The following is a 16,328-nucleotide window of genomic DNA, read 5'->3' on the forward strand; positions in this document are numbered from 1 at the left end:
TTAAGCAAACACATGTTGCTTTATGAACTATCAACATACCATTGGTCAACATCGCTATCACTTTGCCGACCTCAAAACACTGATGGCTAAAGCAAGCCCTCTTCGTTCAGGTGATCAGATGGCTGAAATTGTAGCTGGGAGTGCAGAAGAAAGAGTTGCTGCACAAATGGCTTTGGCTCATGTGCCCCTAAAAACTTTTCTGGAAGATTTTGTGATCCCTTACGAGAAAGATGATGTCACCCGACTGATTATTGATACGCACGACAGAGAGGCTTTTTCAACTATCAGTCACTTAAGTGTGGGTGACTTCAGAAACTGGCTTTTGGCCTATGAAACGGATGCTAATATATTGGCTAAAATCAGCCCGGGCCTAACTCCTGAAATGGTAGCCGCAGTGAGCAAGCTCATGCGGATACAGGATCTTATTCTGGTTGCAGATAAATGTAAAGTAGTTACAAAATTTAGAAACACCATTGGTTTAAAGGGACATTTCTCTACGCGACTACAACCCAATCATCCTACGGATGACCTCAAAGGAATTGCTGCCAGCTTGTTGGATGGCCTTTTTTATGGAAGTGGAGATGCCGTCATCGGCATTAACCCTGCCACTGATAATGTGCAGACTGTCATACAATTGTATGAAATGCTGGAAGCGGTGATTTTTAAATTTGAGATACCCACACAGGCCTGTGTACTTTCTCATGTGACCACCACAATTGATGCCATACAAAAAGGAAGTCCTGTTGACCTGGTTTTTCAATCCATAGGAGGCACCGAAAAAACAAACCAAAGCTTTGGGGTTAGTATCTCATTACTTCAGGAAGCATACGAAGCAGCGCTATCATTGGGTAGAGGTACTCTAGGCCAGAATGTGATGTACTTTGAAACCGGACAGGGTAGTTCACTCTCTGCCAATGCTCACCATGGCGTAGACCAGCAAACCTGTGAAGCCAGAGCATATGCGGTAGCACGTCATTTTAATCCGCTATTGGTCAATACTGTAGTTGGATTCATCGGACCGGAGTATCTTTTTGATGGTAAACAAATCATACGAGCCGGATTAGAGGATCATTTCTGCGGCAAATTACTGGGCCTGCCCATGGGCTGCGATGTGTGTTATACGAACCATGCCGAAGCAGATCAGGATGATATGGATAACCTTTTAACCTTGCTTTCCAGTGCTGGATGTAATTACTTCATGGGTGTACCCGGTGCGGATGATATTATGCTCAACTATCAGAGCACTTCTTTCCATGATGCCTTATACATTCGCCAATTGTTCGACTTAAGGCCCGCTCCTGAATTTGATGCCTGGCTTCAGAAATGGGGTATAATGAACGATCAACTGAATTTAACTCATAAACCGGAGACACAGCAACTGCTGAATGAAAACCCTTTATTTAACTAGCAATATGTCTCATAGCCCTACTTACCAAGAAGATTTCTGGCAAAATCTCAGACAACATACCGGTGCCCGAATAGCTTTGGGTAAGGCTGGAAGTAGCATTAGTACTGAAGAACTCCTTAAATTTCAGTTGGCACATGCTCAGGCCCGCGATGCTGTACATACATCATTCAACAGAACTGAGCTTATAAAAGAACTAAAACTCATTCATCATGAGGCTATTGAACTGAATACATTGGCTAAAGACAGGCAAAGCTACCTCCTCCGTCCTGACTGGGGAAAAGTTTTGAATGATGAGAGTAAAGCTAAAGTGAGGTCAAATGCAAGTCAGTACGATATATCACTCATCATTGGTGATGGACTCTCAGCGCAAGCCATACACCGTCACATTCCACCACTATTCAAAATTTTGATTCCAAAACTGCGTAAATTAAACTTTAGCTTAGCTCCCATCAGCTTAGTCAAACATGCCAGAGTGGCGATTAGTGATGAAATTGGAGAAGCCTTAAAATGCAGGATGTCAATTATATTTATAGGTGAACGTCCCGGCCTTAGCTCCGCTGATAGTCTGGGTATTTATCTGACCTACTCTCCTGTAGTAGGAAATACCGATGAAAAAAGAAACTGTATTTCTAATGTCAGACCAGAAGGTATGCCCTACATTATGGCAGCAGAAAAGTTGACTTATCTTATAAATGAATCGATCAGGAAAAAGATATCAGGAGTTCAACTTAAAGATGATTTACAAATCAGTTTGAAGAAATAAAATATACATATTCTTTATTCATGATCACGAAATGGAATCATGTGGACGGGTATTTTTAATATTTCTTCAAAATCCTCACCTGATTCACGCATATCATCATCTTCATCATCATAATGCCACTCTAACACCACATCGTTTCCATCAGTATATATTTTTTCGAGTTTTCTGAGTATATCAACCAGACACTTGGAGGAACTCGTATTAAAATATTCTAGTTTTATAACAAATTTGGTATGTGAGTTAGGCTCTTTACGGTACGCATCCATCCATTGCATCACCTTTTGATAAAAATCAACTGAATTTTCAGGAATAGAACGGCCTTCTATTTCAAAAATACCATTTTTAGGATCCAGTATGATTTCAGGCGTTCTGGGAGTCTTGGATTGATATAGACTATTCATGCAATAATTATTAGTGCAGATATAAAAAATGTTTGTGTACCTCTTAATGCCATAAAAGCAATTTAGGTAAGCAAATAAATATAATATTTTGAGCTTTTCTCACTAAAATGTATCCATATCTCTAATAAATAGTTAATGTAAAGAGAAAATGCTAAATATCAATCAACTGTTTTGGAAAAAGCACGTAAGCTTATGACGACACTTTGTTTATGTTTATTTTATAAAAAGTTAAACAACATTTATTATATGCAGTTAGCGAATCATGAAAGTTAGTGTATTTAGAAAAGAACATTTTAATGCCGCTCATCGCTTACATAATCCCGATTGGTCTGATGAGAAAAATAGAGAAGTATTTGGGAAATGTAACAACCCCAACTATCACGGACATAATTATGAATTAATTGTAAAAGTAAGTGGATATCCTGATCCCCAAACTGGTTACGTATGCGATATGAAGTGGCTGAGTGATTTAATCAAGGCAGAGGTAACCAATAAATTTGATCATAAAAACCTAAATTTGGACGTTGAGGAGTTTCAGAAGCTAAACCCTACTGCTGAACATATTGCGATTGTTATCTGGAATAAGCTCAGAGATCAAATTGAAGAAAAATTAGATTTAAAAGTAACACTATATGAAACTGAAAGAAACTTTGTTGAATACCCATCCTGATGAAGAATACAATAATGCTGAAGATATAGGTGATAATCATATTTCTACCTCTACTGACACCCCACTCAGGCCCGATGCATTTGACAGAGATGATAATCTGAAGATTGAGTTAATTGCCAAGCATTTTCGCGAGATCATGCATATCCTTGGACTTGACCTCAACGATGATAGCTTAAAAGGGACACCTCAAAGAGTTGCCAAAATGTATGTAGAGGAAATCTTTAGCGGTATCAAACCTGAAAATAAGCCAATAGCCACACTTTTTGAGAATAAGTATCAGTACAATGAGATGTTGGTTGAGAAGGACATAACCTTCTTTTCAAGTTGTGAGCACCATTTTGTACCCATTACTGGTAAAGCACATGTGGCTTATATTTCCAATGGATACGTCATTGGTTTGTCAAAGATCAACAGAATAGTTCAGTATTACGCCAAACGGCCTCAGGTACAGGAGCGCATGACCGTACAGATCGCTCAGGAGCTAAAAGAAACCTTACAGACTGAAGATGTGGCAATTGTTGTAGATGCAGCCCATATGTGTGTGTCCTCAAGAGGAGTGCAGGATGTAACCAGCAAAACCATTACTTCCTACTATGGCGGTAAATTTGAAAAAGAGGACAAGAAAAAAGAATTTTTGAATTACTTAAAGCTTGAATAAAATGTCTGACTTTAGTGATAAAAATATATTGATTATCGGTGGGACTTCCGGTATTGGGGCTGCCCTGTTTGAAAGGCTGATGGAGACTGAAGCAATTATCTTCATGGCTTCACGCAAACCACCTGATGAAAGAGTAAACAAAAAAGTTAAACATATATCCCTGGATGTTTTGTCATTGGGTGATGAACTGGATGAAGTACCCGATGAATTACACGGTCTGGTTTACTTACCTGGCACCATCACACTCAAACCTTTCCAGGGTTTGAAAGCTGAAAACTTTCTTCATGATTATGAAATCAATGTATTGGGAGCAATTAAGGTAATAGAAAAATGTATCAAGAAACTCAAAGGTGCCGGTGGTTCAAGCATTGTCCTTTTTAGTACCGTTGCAGCTCAGTTAGGCCTTAATTACCATACTTCAGTCGCTGCTGCTAAAGGCGCTTTGGAAGGTTTTGGACGTTCTTTGGCCGCTGAATTTGCTTCTAAGCAGGTCAGAGTTAACCTCATTGCTCCTTCCCTCACTGATACCCCTTTAGCCAAGAACCTACTTTCCTCAGAAGACAAAAAAGAAGCTTCGGACCAACGCCATCCCATTGGCAGATATGGACAACCGGGTGATATCGCAAATATGGCATTTTACTTACTTTCTGACCAAAGCAGTTGGATTACCGGTCAGGTACTGCACGTGGATGGTGGCCTATCTACTCTTAAAACACTCTAAACAGTAGCATTCGTATATAAGAAAAGTTTAACTTTTGAAAATAAGAGTTAAACTTTTTGTATTACCGCATAGTTATTAAAACAGATACTATCAGTGCCTGCCTACGTTATTTTAAATTAATGTTGTATAACGAACGTTTATGATGAGGACCCCACCCGAAGCATACTTGATTTTCAAAGAGGAGCTCAAGAAAGCTGAGATAGAGAAAGCGAAGCTTAAGGATAATTATGAGAGAACATTGAGCGAAATGAAAGATGAACTCAGTTTCCTCAAGGAACAAATCAGTTCTCAGCAAGATATGATGAAAACAACAGTTGAATACGCCACCAGATTGGAAAATGAACTCTCTAAACTGAAAAACCAGATAAGCAATGACCGTTTGAATAGTAACAAAAGCTTTCATTAAACAGAAGTTAAGTCGTACTTACCCAGACAAAGTTTAATCATGAATAATATTGCTGATAATCAACATACAAAATATCAATTTGAAGATTACGCTACTTCAAGATTTGCGCAGGTATCATTTCTTAAGGATAAAAAAATCGTTTTATGTACATTAAAATCCGATTATGTACCTATAAAACACTTTAAAGATACTTTCAGTAAAATCAGTGAGCTCGTTGATCAGGGTTTTAATCAAAAGTTTATTTTTGACAAAAGGTCTCTTAAAGCCTTTCATCAACCTTCCATGGAATGGTATTTTGTGGTTTGGAAGAAAGTAATGTTTGAAAAAGGACTCAAAATTCACCGCAAAATTCTTCCGCCTGAACCATGGTTCAAAAAATCAGTTGAAATAGCAAAACTACAGATCAATCGTGAACATGAGGATTTAATCGTTGACCTACTGGATATTAAGTATTGTAATACAATAGAAGAGGCAGTGGAAAATTAATGGTATATATTAACAGTAATGATATTGCGAAGTACGACAAACGATTTCGTACCAATTTGATTAACGCTTTGACCGGATTTAAGAGTGTATCTCTGCTGGGTACCATCAATGCTGAAGGGATAAGCAATCTTGCCATTTTTAGTCAAATCATTCATGTGGGAGCTAATCCACCTCTGATCGGCATACTTTTTCGCCCACATACAGTAGAGCGACATACCCTCGAAAATATTTTAAGCAATAAAGAATTTACCATTAATCATATCCCTGCATCCCACACTAAAAATGCGCATCATACCAGTGCCCGCTGGGATAAGTCCGAATTTGAGGCTTGCGGTTTTACACCTGAGTACACAGAAATGTTCAAAGCACCCTACGTTAAGGAGTCCAACATCAGACTGGGTTGCTCATTTGTTGAGAGGCAAGACATACAGGCTAACGATACAGTCTTTATCATCGGAGAAATCAAAGAAATATGCCTGGTGGATAGCGTGTTACAGGATGATGGTTTTGTAGATCTGGAAACAGCCGGTTCTATCACCTGCTCCGGCCTGGACAGTTATCATACAACCAACAAAATTGCTCGCTATACTTATGCCAAGCCTGACAAAGAACCAGAGGAACTATAATTTTTTAATATGCCTCAACTTATTGAATTTACATCTGACGGGCTCTACTGTCCACAGGGTGATTTTTTTATAGACCCCTGGAAACCCGTTAAAAATGCGATCATTACACATGCACACGCTGACCATGCCAGATGGGGACATCAACACTATCTTGCGCATGGAGACTCTGCTACAATATTAAAATATAGGCTAGGTACAGATATTAAGCTTGAAACATTGACTTACCATCAGTCAATCCAGATCAATGGCGTAAAGCTTAGCCTTCATCCTGCCGGCCATATTTATGGCTCAGCCCAGGTCAGGCTGGAATATAAAGGTGAAATCTGGGTGGTTTCAGGGGATTATAAACTTGAAAATGATGGATTCTCACCTGCATTTGAGGCCGTCAAATGTCATAATTTTATCACAGAATCTACATTTGGACTTCCTATCTACCGCTGGAAACCACAGCAGGAAGTTGCTGATGAAATTAATCAGTGGTGGCAGGCTAATCAACTTGATGGAAAATCGTCCGTAATCGGGGCATATTCTTTAGGTAAAGCACAGCGTATTCTTCAAAGCGTTGATCAGAGCATCGGTCCAATACTACTCCATGGTGCAGTATTTAATACCAATGAGGCATTGATCAAAGGAGGTGCTAAACTTTCACACCATCCTAAACTTAACGCGAATACCAATAAAGAAACCATTTCTAAAGCATTGGTCATCGCTCCACCTTCTGCACTTAACAGTAGCTGGGTCAGGAAGTTAAAGCCATTTTCCACAGGCATTGCTTCTGGCTGGATGCTCATTCGTGGAATGAAAAGACGAAGAGCGGCAGACCGTGGGTTTGTAGTTTCTGACCATGCCGACTGGCTTGATTTAAACCAGGCCGTAGAAGCTACTGGTGCAGAAAATGTTTATGTGACGCATGGCTATACCTCCACTTTCGCTCGCTGGCTGAGAGAAAAAGGGATCAATGCACACGAAGTTGAAACCCTGTATGAAGGAGAAATGGCTGAGATGAATGAAAGAGAAAATAGTATAGAATAAAAATCAGCTAGCTTTTAAGCTTTCTTTTAATAAGAAAATATGCACCGTCTAAAAGTGCACCCAGAATATAACTTCTTACAGAACGCTGTTGCATCACTTTTAGAACAAGATAACTTATACCTATTCCTACCAATAATCTTATTAATCCATTCATATTTTAAAAATCTTTATTGTTCAAACCCTAAAAAATACTAATTGTTAGAAAGTGATTAAATAAATAGCTTATTCTTTATTAAAGCCTCAATATAAATAAGCTGGAAGAAATCTAAAAATCATTTTTAAAAAGGTCGGGTTATCCTATATTTGCACCGCTATTCGTTAAAAGTCAATATTGAACTTAAATTAATTCATATTTATGCATAGCATTGTATACGTTGTTCCGGCTTTAGGAATTCTGGCTTTGGTTTACACCGCTGTTCGTTCAGCATGGATAAAGCGACAAGATGCCGGTGATCAAACAATGAAGGAGTTAGCTGAATATATTGCCAATGGTGCTATGGCATTTCTAAAAGCAGAGTGGAAAGTCCTCACTTACTTTGCTATTATTGCTTCCATTGTTTTAGCATGGTCAGGTACTTTGGTGGAGACCTCAAGCCCGGTCATTGCCATTTCTTTTGTAATCGGAGCCTTCCTCTCAGCCCTGGCTGGTTACATTGGAATGAACATAGCCACAAAAGCTAACGTACGTACCGCCCAGGCTGCCCGTACAAGCCTTTCTAAAGCATTGAGTGTTTCTTTTGCCGGGGGTACCGTCATGGGACTGGGTGTTGCCGGTCTGGCTGTTCTTGGTTTGGGAGGCTTATTTATTTTCTTTTTTCAGATGTATGTGGTTAGCACCGGTGCCTCTGTCAATGGAATAGAAATGGAAAAAGCGCTTGAAGTTCTTGCCGGGTTCTCATTAGGGGCAGAAAGTATAGCACTCTTTGCGCGTGTAGGTGGAGGAATTTATACCAAAGCAGCAGATGTTGGTGCTGACTTGGTAGGTAAAGTAGAAGCCGGTATACCGGAAGATGATGTCCGTAATCCTGCAACTGTTGCGGATAATGTTGGTGATAATGTAGGTGATGTGGCAGGTATGGGCGCTGACCTTTTTGGTTCTTATGTAGCCACCATTCTTGCGACAATGGTTTTGGGAAGAGAGATAGTATCTGATGACAACTTTGGTGGTATTGCCCCGGTCATACTCCCCATGTTGATTGCTGGTGTAGGATTAGTTTTTTCTATTGTAGGAACTTTGTTTGTAAGAGTGAAAAATGAAACAGACAGTGTTCAACGTGCATTAAACCTGGGCAACTGGTCTTCCATTATATTAACCGTTATAGCCTCGTATTTTATCGTGGATGCTTTGCTTCCTGAAAGTATGGAAATCCGTGGTTTTAGCTTTTCATCTTCGGATGTGTTCATGGCTATTTTTGTAGGCCTGGTCGTTGGTGCGTTGATGAGTATCATTACCGAATACTATACTGCCATGGGACGACGTCCGGTAAATTCTATCGTCAATCAATCTTCTACTGGTCATGCGACTAATATCATCGGTGGTCTTGCAGTTGGCATGGAATCTACGGTGATGCCGATATTTGTACTAGCCGGAGGTATTATTGCTTCTTACAGCTTTGCTGGTTTATATGGCGTAGCCATTGCAGCGGCCGGTATGATGGCAACAACGGCTATGCAATTAGCGATTGATGCTTTTGGTCCTATCGCTGATAATGCCGGAGGAATTGCTGAAATGAGCGGACTTCCTGAAGAAGTCAGGGGACGTACCGATAATCTGGATGCAGTAGGAAATACAACCGCTGCGACCGGTAAAGGATTTGCTATCGCTTCCGCTGCCTTGACAGCATTGGCACTCTTTGCTGCCTTTGTGGGAGTCGCCGGTATTGACAGTATTGATCTTTATAAAGCTCCTGTTCTTGGCGCTCTGTTCGTTGGTGCTATGATCCCCTTTATCTTTTCATCGCTAGCCATTGCCGCTGTAGGTAAGGCCGCAATGGACATGGTACAGGAAGTGAGAAGACAGTTTCGTGAGATTCCCGGAATTATGGAATATAAAGCGACCCCCGAGTACGAAAAATGCGTGGAGATTTCTACGCGTGCTTCTATACGTGAAATGATCGCTCCCGGAGCTATTGCGCTGCTTTCACCCATTATTGTAGGATTTGGGCTCAAAGGCGTTTTTGCTGACACCTCATCAGCTGAAATCCTGGGAGGAATGTTAGCAGGTATAACTGTTTCAGGAGTGCTAATGGGAATGTTTCAGAATAACGCTGGTGGCGCCTGGGATAATGCCAAAAAATCGTTTGAAAAGGGAGTAGAAATTGATGGCAAAATGGAATACAAAGGTTCTGAAGCGCACAAAGCATCAGTTACCGGAGATACAGTAGGAGATCCTTTTAAAGATACCTCTGGTCCTTCCATGAATATTCTAATCAAGTTAACGTCAATAGTGGCTTTGATTATTGCCCCCCATATTTCCGTAAATGAAACCGTACATATGGGTGATCAATTACCGGATGAACCTGTTAAAGAAATTATCTTAACTGCAGAAGAGGTTGAAGCTGAATAGCTTCAACCTTTTTTTAAGATTTTTCAGCTAAATTCCAGATTTTTTCAGCTTTTCTTCCAATCAGCCAGAATGAAGCCCCAAGGATAATAAAGAAGATAACCTTGTGAAGGCTATCCCAGAAATACTCAAAATAACGGGTGTAAATATCAATCAACAAGAATACGATTCCGATATCCCGAGTCATCTTCTTATCGTATTTAAGACCGTATATGATTGCTCCTAATGCCATCAAGGCTAAGGCTATCGCCCAAAAAATAAATTTCAATTGGGAAACTTCTCTCCATGCTGACAGATCCACGTAGTTTCCGAATATTGAAAGTAACCACAAAGACGAAAAAAATGACACCAGGCCAACCATGTAAGTGCTCTTTAAGAACTGCTCAGGCCAGTTCAAGTACCTGAAGATTCGGTATAAGCCAAGAAGGATGATGCCAAAAAATATGAAACGCATGGGATAGTTCATGCCAATAAAAAGATCATCTCCGCCTGACCAATAGGTAGTGGCCGTTCCAAACCAAAGCGCAAAAGCAGCAATGGCCAGATACCAGTTGACACCTGATTTTAGGTATACTCCCACAAAGCCGTAAATCAGTGCAGCCAACAAAATTAATACTGGATAATAACCATCATACATTCCCAGGCTGAATCCTATATAGGTGATCGCAAATGCTGAAATAATTGCTCCAAAAAGGAAAAGTGACTCATTACTAAAAACCTTCTGAGGGTAAGCTTCTCTTCTTTTTACAGCCAGGTAATACAGAAAAGCAGCGAGTACGAAAAAAAGCAGGCTTTTGATCCCATCATGAACATCAAAGACCAGGTTAACTATTCTTTCCAGCCAGTCATCAGTGATCATCAAAGTAGTAGCTAATATGATACACATTACCGCGAAGAAAAAGGCAAGAAATGAAAGGTTCTTCCAATCAAAACTTCCAGATGAGGATTCAGACAAGGCTTCACTTTTGATCAGTTCTTCCACTTTATCGGGGCTTAGCCTTCCTTCATCTTTCCATTTTAGTAGTAGTCTTTTAAATTTTTCTTTTTCTGCTACATTTAAATCCATTGACAATTATTCTTCTATTCAAAATTAGGGTTGAAAGTATTTTCCAATCAATCCAGCCATGAGTCCTGCTGGCAAATGCTTGCTTAAAAAAGAACCAAGGCGATTTGAAAAGCCAGGGATAATTACCGCTTTCTTATCCATCAGTCCCTGTATGGCGGTCTCTGCTACTTCATCCGCTTCCATTATTGCGCCCTTGGAATATTTAATTTTGTCAAAACCCGCTCTCTGAAAAAAAGCGGACGCTGTCGGGCCGGGACACAGGCAGGAAACATTAATCTTATCAGGTTTAAGCTCTTGACGTAAAGCCCGGGAAAAAGTGAATACAAAATTTTTGCTGGCAGCATATACACTAAAATATGGGATAGCCTGGAAAGCCGCCGTACTGGAAACATTCATAATATGGGCATAGGGTACTTCTTTAAGCATAGGTAGAAAAAAATGGCACAATTCAACCAAAACTTGCTGATTTAATTGCATCATTTCAACCATATGTTCTAATGACATATCCTGAAATTTACCCCATAACCCAAAGCCTGCATTATTGATTAAAATCCGGATTGGCCAGTTGTTTTTTTGACAGTGGGTATACAAATGATATGCGGCATCAGGAGATAGCAGATCCGCTGTATAAACCTTAACCACTACTTTGTGTTTACCTTCAATCTCCTTGGCTATTTTTTCAAGTGCTTCAGTTGACCTGGCTACTAATATCAGATTAAAGCCTTCCTGCGCACATCTACGAGCCAGGGCCTCTCCTATCCCACTGCTTGCCCCTGTAATAAGTGTGTAGTTCATGCCTCTACTACTTTCAAATCCCATGCCTCATTCTGATCATAATACAGATGACCTTGATTTATTCGTAAAGGGGATTGAATGTTATTATGGTACAATTGGCCAGTACCTAATCCCTGAGGGATAATTGTGTGATATGTGGCACAAAGTTGAGCAATGGCATTTAGTCCAATATTAGATTCCAGGGCTGAAGTAATCCACCAACCTATATTTCTTTTTTCTGCTAAGTTGATCCACTCCTTCGTCGCTGCTATACCTCCTAATAATGTGGGTTTCAAAATGATATAAGCCGGATTGATCTTGTCTAACACGTCTGTTTTATCCTCTAGTGAATTTTTGCCAATGAGTTCTTCATCCAGGGCGATAGCTACCGGACACTGAATACTCAACTGACGCATTAAATCATGTTGGCCTGGCTTTACGGGTTGTTCAATGGAATGTACATCAAACACTGACAATCTTTGTAATTTCGGGTAAACATCGTCTTCAGTAAATGCACCATTAGCATCTACTCTTATGGTAATCTGATTAGCATCATAGTGCTTTCTGATATATGCCAGCAATTCCATTTCTTTCTTAAAATCAATCGCACCGATCTTAATCTTGATGCATGTAAAACCACTTGCTACTTTTGCTTTTAACTGTTCCAGCATCCAGTCTTTCTCACCCATCCACACCAATCCATTGATTTCAATGGGCTGAAAGGGAGCCTGAGACCATGAATTGGGAAGAACCTGTCTCGTTCCTCCGTTTTTAAGGTCAAGCAATGCTGTTTCAACACCAAAGCGTACTGATGGAAGGTTGATAGCTATATTTTTATCTATCCAATGCAGTATTTCATCTTCAGATTCTAAGCTCAAGTCACTATTATTAAGCAGTTGGCACACGCGGCTTAGTATTTGCTCCATATCATTCCGATCATCCTGACTCAGGCCCTGCAGTGGAGCACATTCACCTATTCCATAAACCTTTGCAGGATATGCTTGGGAAACTTTGATAAAAAAAGAATCTTTGTACTTAAGAACACCACGAGATGTACCTGCTAAAAACTTAAAATTAAGCGTATATTTTTGAAAGGTACTTATCATTTTTACCAGTGTGTTATGTTGTAAATTTTTGCCATCAAAGATATTCCAAAATTAATTAAACAAAGATCATGGCCAACGCTAAAGACGAATTCACCATAGATGCGATCATTGAAATTCCAAAAGGGAGTCGTAATAAGTACGAGTATGACCGCAAGAAGCAAATGATTCGCTACGATAGAATGATTTTCTCTTCTATGTTTTATCCCAGTGATTATGGCTTTATCCCCGAAACACTAGCCGAAGATGGTGACGAAATTGACGTACTTGTTTTAGTCACCGAACCGACTTTCCCCGGCTGTCTGATGGAAGTAAAACCTATTGGTCTTTTCAAAATGTATGACGAGAAAGGTACCGACGATAAAATCCTCTGTGTACCAGTAAGTGATCCAATCTGGAACAAGGTCAATGCCTTGGAGGAAGTTAACCCTCACCTCAAAATGGAGATAGAACACTTCTTCCAGGTATACAAAGATCTTGAGAAAAAGAAGGTGGGCGTTGAAGGCTGGGAAGATAAAGCTGCTGCCTTACACGCAATTCAGGATGCGAAGAAAAGATTCCAGGAAAATGGAATAGGTTGATCGCATTTAAGAGTAATAACCTGGTTTAGGTGCGTCTTTCATGAAGATGCGCCTGAACTGGCTTCCGCTAAGTGCGGCAAAGCCACCGGCTACTCCTCCCACCAGTCCACTAGAGGCTATCATAAATGAGCCGTTAGGTAAGCTGAAAAGATCCGCTATGCGCTCAGAAAGTATACTTGAAGTATCAGCATCTATCAGCCAGGCATAAGTCAGCCAAAGTAATCCTACCCCCAGAAAACCACTTAAAAAATCAATAAAGCCTTTACTTGGCAACCACATATTGACAAGAAAAGCAGCAATTATGACTGACCACCAGGGTAGATAAAGTTCCAGTAAATAACTGAAAGCGATAATTAATATGATCTTGAATAAAAACTTCATAGTTAATCTTCTGAATCTGAGCTTGGAAAAAGGGATTGCTTAAACATAATTCCCCCGCTTTGTTGAACGCCACTTTTCATGAAAAGTAATGGGTAATAAGTCCCATTGGCCCAGTTACCTACCATATTATCATAATAAGGACTGCCGGGGTTACCGGACTGTCCTCCCGGATAAACCGCCCATGCCCTGGGTTGATCCCCTAATGCCACTACCATTTTCCATGACTGTCCGTGACTTCCACTATTGGCAGCGACTATGCTCCTGCCCCCTCCGATCATGAGTTTATCTATTGAGAAGGGTTCTATTCTTAGCAAGTGACGTAATGTGGTATTTTTATAGTTCCCCCAGAAATATTCTTCTTCATGCTCTTCTTCCCATGCGGAAAGTTCTTTTACCGTTTGGGAGAATGACGCTCTCACTACATCCGGCAGCGTTTCAACCACGGTGGTATTTTGCATGTCAAAAAACGCATTGTCAGGAAAGTTCTGCATAATGTACACTGTAGTTTCCTTATTCGGTTTCCTGAGTTCCATAGCTTTTCCATCAAACTCATCCCAGGTGATTGCGTTCAGATTACTCCACCACAGATCAAAGATGCTGGGGGCCTTATAATTGGTATTGTTATAGTAATTCCATTTTTGTAAAATATCATAAGCCTCTTTTTCTTCAGGACTTAAAGTTGCCAGGTCCAGGGTATCCAGCATGACAGGAAGTGATTCAGCAGCAAGGAGGTTGTACGTATCATTCTGTAAGTCCATAAAATCTTTAGGAGTGACATTTCTCATCCTTTTTAGCCTATCATTGATGCGGCGGTTTCTATAGTGCTCATAGGTGATATCGTATACGTAATACGGATAGTTATCTGCTACGGGAACCTGATTCGCAGAGCTGACAAAGCCCCGTTCTGGGTTCAATACATGGGCATTTTGTGTAGTAGGAATATCATATTGCCATTCCAGGGCTGAAGTACTACCATCCATCAGGAACTTACCCTGCTCTTTCCATTTAGCGGGAAACTTTCCCTGCACCCACATCGCAATGTCTCCTGCTGAGGAGGCAAATACAAAATTCTGTGCAGGGCTTTCATACGTCTTAAGTGCCTGGACGAACTCTTCGTAGTTATCTGCCCGATTGAGATTGTAAAAAGTAAGCATTTCAGAAGAGGCATCCAGCGCAGTCCATTTCATAGAATAGCCTCTTTTTTGATTGAGTACTGAATCCGTAGGAAAATTCTGGTCGTAAACCACGGGGCCAAAATGCGTATAGGTTACAGTATCATAAAATGTGCTGCCGTCTCTGATTTTAATTTCCTCTACTCTCTTTTGTACTTTCAAGCGGTTGCCATCATAATAATATTCGTTTTGGAAGCTATCGGTGAAGTGGATCTTATACCAGTCTTTCACATCTCTTCTGGCATTAGTCACTCCCCAGGCAATAGAGTCGTTGAATCCAATAATCACATTGGGCGCACCGGGCAAGGCAACACCCATCACATTCACTCCGGGAGCATTAAGTTGCATGGCATACCAGATGGAAGGCAGATTAAGTCCCAGGTGAGGATCGTTTGCCAAAATGGGCTTACCTGACCTGCTCATATCCCCCGATACTGCCCAGTTATTACTCCCGTTGTCTGGATCTGGCTTATCAATCACCTGTAAAATAAAATCCGTAGTATCAGCAATGGCAACCTTTGGTGTATCCAGTGGAGCTGCTTTAAACCCCCAGCTTCGGCCTGGCGGAATGATAGGTTCTTCCTTTTCTACTGAATCGGGAAATAAAAAATCAAAATGCTCCCTGCCCAGAAGTTTGAGTGCGTTTGTATTTTCAAGATCGTTGTCATAGCCTGAAAGGTCGTCTGCCATGTAGGAGAGCAGTAAAGTTGTTTTAAGCGGTGTCCAGGCCTCTGGGTAATAGTCCAGCAATTTATATTCTATAGGAATATGATCGTAGTTGAGACTATTGATATAGGCATTTACTCCTGAGGCGTATGCTTCTAACTGACTCTTTCCCAATGTAGTACGCATCAACTCTTTAAGTGAATTCTCAGCACCATAGGTAAGCCCCTTACGCCTTTGCATACGGTCATATTGGAGCGCCTGCTCACCTATTATTTCAGAGAGCCTGCCTGCAGCCACATGGGTGATAAATTCCATCTGCCACAAACGATGCTTCGCCATGATATATCCCTGAGCACGATACAGATCAGTTTCGTTTTCTGCGAATATGTGGGGGATCAGTAAAGAATCATAATGTACACTTACAGGTGCTTCCAGAATATCAAGCGTCAGCGAAGGTCTGGTTTCGGGTATGGTTGTTTCAGCATTCTGCCAAAAACCATGAAATGGATCAAGAAATTTACCAAGAGGAGGTACACTATTAATTTTGATAGATAAGGCTACCGTAATGGCAATCGTAATGATGATTGAAAGAAGAAATTTTACGACCTTCATATAGAATTAAGCCTGTATACTCAGCATAGTTAACAAATTAATTTTCTACTATAAAAGTGGAAATGGACTTCAATAGTACTGTAGACGATGTAAAAGAAAAATTAGCAAAAATGTTGTGATTTGCTCAGATTTCTTCACGAAATTAATCATAATCTAATTACGCCAAAATATTTTGCACTAAAAGCAGATGTATTTTAAAATCAACTGAGACTATAATCTTCATATATGCAAATTCAAGG

17 protein-coding genes are annotated in these 16,328 nt (G+C 40.4%); 11 read left to right on the forward strand and 6 right to left on the reverse strand.

Going from position 1 to position 16,328, the window contains the following annotated elements; genetic code table 11:
* The first annotated feature begins 22 nt into the window (after nt 1-22).
* A complete protein-coding gene (locus OKW21_RS12360) occupies nt 23-1,408 on the forward strand; it encodes an ethanolamine ammonia-lyase subunit EutB (protein WP_277479808.1) in 1,386 nt (461 codons plus the stop codon).
* A 4-nt stretch (nt 1,409-1,412) separates the two neighbouring features.
* Nucleotides 1,413-2,171, forward strand: coding sequence for an ethanolamine ammonia-lyase subunit EutC (gene eutC / locus OKW21_RS12365; protein ID WP_277479809.1), 759 nt, complete (start codon nt 1,413-1,415; stop codon nt 2,169-2,171).
* Between the two features lie 14 nt (nt 2,172-2,185).
* Here the strand turns inward: eutC and OKW21_RS12370 are convergent, their stop codons facing one another.
* Nucleotides 2,186-2,572: a DUF1987 domain-containing protein gene (locus OKW21_RS12370; RefSeq protein WP_277479810.1), complete on the reverse strand. Its 387-nt coding sequence runs from the start codon at nt 2,570-2,572 to the stop codon at nt 2,186-2,188.
* A gap of 262 nt (nt 2,573-2,834) precedes the next feature.
* Between OKW21_RS12370 and OKW21_RS12375 the strand changes: the two genes are divergently transcribed.
* From OKW21_RS12375 to OKW21_RS12410, 8 genes are all read left to right on the forward strand, one after another.
* Nucleotides 2,835-3,242: a 6-pyruvoyl trahydropterin synthase family protein gene (locus OKW21_RS12375; RefSeq protein ID WP_277479811.1), complete on the forward strand. Its 408-nt coding sequence runs from the start codon at nt 2,835-2,837 to the stop codon at nt 3,240-3,242.
* A complete protein-coding gene (gene folE / locus OKW21_RS12380) occupies nt 3,205-3,900 on the forward strand; it encodes a GTP cyclohydrolase I FolE (RefSeq protein ID WP_277479813.1) in 696 nt (231 codons plus the stop codon). Before OKW21_RS12375 ends, folE begins: the two co-directional genes overlap by 38 nt.
* A gap of 1 nt (nt 3,901) precedes the next feature.
* Complete coding sequence (locus tag OKW21_RS12385; RefSeq protein WP_277479815.1) at nt 3,902-4,621, forward strand: SDR family NAD(P)-dependent oxidoreductase; 720 nt, start codon at nt 3,902-3,904, stop codon at nt 4,619-4,621.
* A gap of 139 nt (nt 4,622-4,760) precedes the next feature.
* Nucleotides 4,761-5,027, forward strand: a complete 267-nt coding sequence (locus OKW21_RS12390; RefSeq protein WP_338130046.1) for a hypothetical protein — start codon at nt 4,761-4,763, stop codon at nt 5,025-5,027.
* A gap of 39 nt (nt 5,028-5,066) precedes the next feature.
* Nucleotides 5,067-5,513 carry a hypothetical protein gene (locus OKW21_RS12395; RefSeq protein WP_277479817.1) on the forward strand — a complete coding sequence of 149 codons (447 nt, stop codon included), beginning with the start codon at nt 5,067-5,069 and terminating at the stop codon, nt 5,511-5,513.
* Nucleotides 5,513-6,139, forward strand: a complete 627-nt coding sequence (locus OKW21_RS12400; RefSeq protein WP_277479818.1) for a flavin reductase family protein — start codon at nt 5,513-5,515, stop codon at nt 6,137-6,139. Before OKW21_RS12395 ends, OKW21_RS12400 begins: the two co-directional genes overlap by 1 nt.
* A gap of 9 nt (nt 6,140-6,148) precedes the next feature.
* Nucleotides 6,149-7,171, forward strand: a complete 1,023-nt coding sequence (locus tag OKW21_RS12405) for a ligase-associated DNA damage response exonuclease (RefSeq protein WP_277479819.1) — start codon at nt 6,149-6,151, stop codon at nt 7,169-7,171.
* 355 nt (nt 7,172-7,526) lie between these two features.
* Nucleotides 7,527-9,737, forward strand: a complete 2,211-nt coding sequence (locus tag OKW21_RS12410; RefSeq protein WP_277479820.1) for a sodium-translocating pyrophosphatase — start codon at nt 7,527-7,529, stop codon at nt 9,735-9,737.
* 13 nt (nt 9,738-9,750) lie between these two features.
* On the opposite strand, the gene OKW21_RS12415 is transcribed toward OKW21_RS12410, so the two are convergent.
* The 3 genes from OKW21_RS12415 to OKW21_RS12425 are packed head-to-tail and all read right to left on the reverse strand — an operon-like array spanning nt 9,751 to nt 12,680.
* On the reverse strand, nt 9,751-10,800 hold the full coding sequence (locus tag OKW21_RS12415) for a hypothetical protein (RefSeq protein WP_277479821.1): 1,050 nt from the start codon (nt 10,798-10,800) through the stop codon (nt 9,751-9,753).
* A 24-nt stretch (nt 10,801-10,824) separates the two neighbouring features.
* Nucleotides 10,825-11,595 (reverse strand): SDR family NAD(P)-dependent oxidoreductase, encoded by a 771-nt coding sequence (locus OKW21_RS12420; protein ID WP_277479822.1) that lies wholly within the window; start codon nt 11,593-11,595, stop codon nt 10,825-10,827.
* On the reverse strand, nt 11,592-12,680 hold the full coding sequence (locus OKW21_RS12425; protein ID WP_277479823.1) for an o-succinylbenzoate synthase: 1,089 nt from the start codon (nt 12,678-12,680) through the stop codon (nt 11,592-11,594). The genes OKW21_RS12420 and OKW21_RS12425 overlap by 4 nt, the downstream gene beginning before the upstream one ends.
* Before the next feature lie 68 nt (nt 12,681-12,748).
* Here OKW21_RS12425 and OKW21_RS12430 point away from each other — a divergent pair, with 68 nt between their 5' ends.
* Entirely contained in the window at nt 12,749-13,258 is a 510-nt protein-coding gene (locus OKW21_RS12430) for an inorganic diphosphatase (RefSeq protein ID WP_277479824.1), read from the forward strand.
* 6 nt (nt 13,259-13,264) lie between these two features.
* On the opposite strand, the gene OKW21_RS12435 is transcribed toward OKW21_RS12430, so the two are convergent.
* Both OKW21_RS12435 and OKW21_RS12440 read right to left on the reverse strand, forming a co-directional pair.
* Nucleotides 13,265-13,639: a hypothetical protein gene (locus OKW21_RS12435; protein WP_277479826.1), complete on the reverse strand. Its 375-nt coding sequence runs from the start codon at nt 13,637-13,639 to the stop codon at nt 13,265-13,267.
* A 2-nt stretch (nt 13,640-13,641) separates the two neighbouring features.
* Complete coding sequence (locus OKW21_RS12440) at nt 13,642-16,089, reverse strand: penicillin acylase family protein (protein ID WP_277479828.1); 2,448 nt, start codon at nt 16,087-16,089, stop codon at nt 13,642-13,644.
* Nucleotides 16,090-16,328 lie beyond the last annotated feature (239 nt).

It is taken from the genome of Catalinimonas alkaloidigena, from assembly GCF_029504655.1.
Lineage (GTDB): Bacteria > Bacteroidota > Bacteroidia > Cytophagales > Cyclobacteriaceae > Catalinimonas > Catalinimonas alkaloidigena.

What these genes read in the sequence shown, in the direction of transcription:
- OKW21_RS12375 (WP_277479811.1), top strand. Translation starts at nt 2,835, where the DNA reads ATGAAAGTTAGTGTATTTAGAAAAGAACATTTTAATGCCGCTCATCGC.
- OKW21_RS12425 (WP_277479823.1), bottom strand. Translation starts at nt 12,680, where the DNA reads ATGATAAGTACCTTTCAAAAATATACGCTTAATTTTAAGTTTTTAGCA.
- OKW21_RS12385 (WP_277479815.1), top strand. Translation starts at nt 3,902, where the DNA reads ATGTCTGACTTTAGTGATAAAAATATATTGATTATCGGTGGGACTTCC.
- OKW21_RS12440 (WP_277479828.1), bottom strand. Translation starts at nt 16,089, where the DNA reads ATGAAGGTCGTAAAATTTCTTCTTTCAATCATCATTACGATTGCCATT.
- OKW21_RS12400 (WP_277479818.1), top strand. Translation starts at nt 5,513, where the DNA reads ATGGTATATATTAACAGTAATGATATTGCGAAGTACGACAAACGATTT.
- OKW21_RS12435 (WP_277479826.1), bottom strand. Translation starts at nt 13,639, where the DNA reads ATGAAGTTTTTATTCAAGATCATATTAATTATCGCTTTCAGTTATTTA.
- OKW21_RS12405 (WP_277479819.1), top strand. Translation starts at nt 6,149, where the DNA reads ATGCCTCAACTTATTGAATTTACATCTGACGGGCTCTACTGTCCACAG.
- OKW21_RS12415 (WP_277479821.1), bottom strand. Translation starts at nt 10,800, where the DNA reads ATGGATTTAAATGTAGCAGAAAAAGAAAAATTTAAAAGACTACTACTA.
- OKW21_RS12360 (WP_277479808.1), top strand. Translation starts at nt 23, where the DNA reads ATGAACTATCAACATACCATTGGTCAACATCGCTATCACTTTGCCGAC.
- OKW21_RS12430 (WP_277479824.1), top strand. Translation starts at nt 12,749, where the DNA reads ATGGCCAACGCTAAAGACGAATTCACCATAGATGCGATCATTGAAATT.
- OKW21_RS12395 (WP_277479817.1), top strand. Translation starts at nt 5,067, where the DNA reads ATGAATAATATTGCTGATAATCAACATACAAAATATCAATTTGAAGAT.
- OKW21_RS12420 (WP_277479822.1), bottom strand. Translation starts at nt 11,595, where the DNA reads ATGAACTACACACTTATTACAGGGGCAAGCAGTGGGATAGGAGAGGCC.
- OKW21_RS12370 (WP_277479810.1), bottom strand. Translation starts at nt 2,572, where the DNA reads ATGAATAGTCTATATCAATCCAAGACTCCCAGAACGCCTGAAATCATA.
- eutC (WP_277479809.1), top strand. Translation starts at nt 1,413, where the DNA reads ATGTCTCATAGCCCTACTTACCAAGAAGATTTCTGGCAAAATCTCAGA.
- OKW21_RS12410 (WP_277479820.1), top strand. Translation starts at nt 7,527, where the DNA reads ATGCATAGCATTGTATACGTTGTTCCGGCTTTAGGAATTCTGGCTTTG.
- folE (WP_277479813.1), top strand. Translation starts at nt 3,205, where the DNA reads ATGAAACTGAAAGAAACTTTGTTGAATACCCATCCTGATGAAGAATAC.
- OKW21_RS12390 (WP_338130046.1), top strand. Translation starts at nt 4,761, where the DNA reads ATGATGAGGACCCCACCCGAAGCATACTTGATTTTCAAAGAGGAGCTC.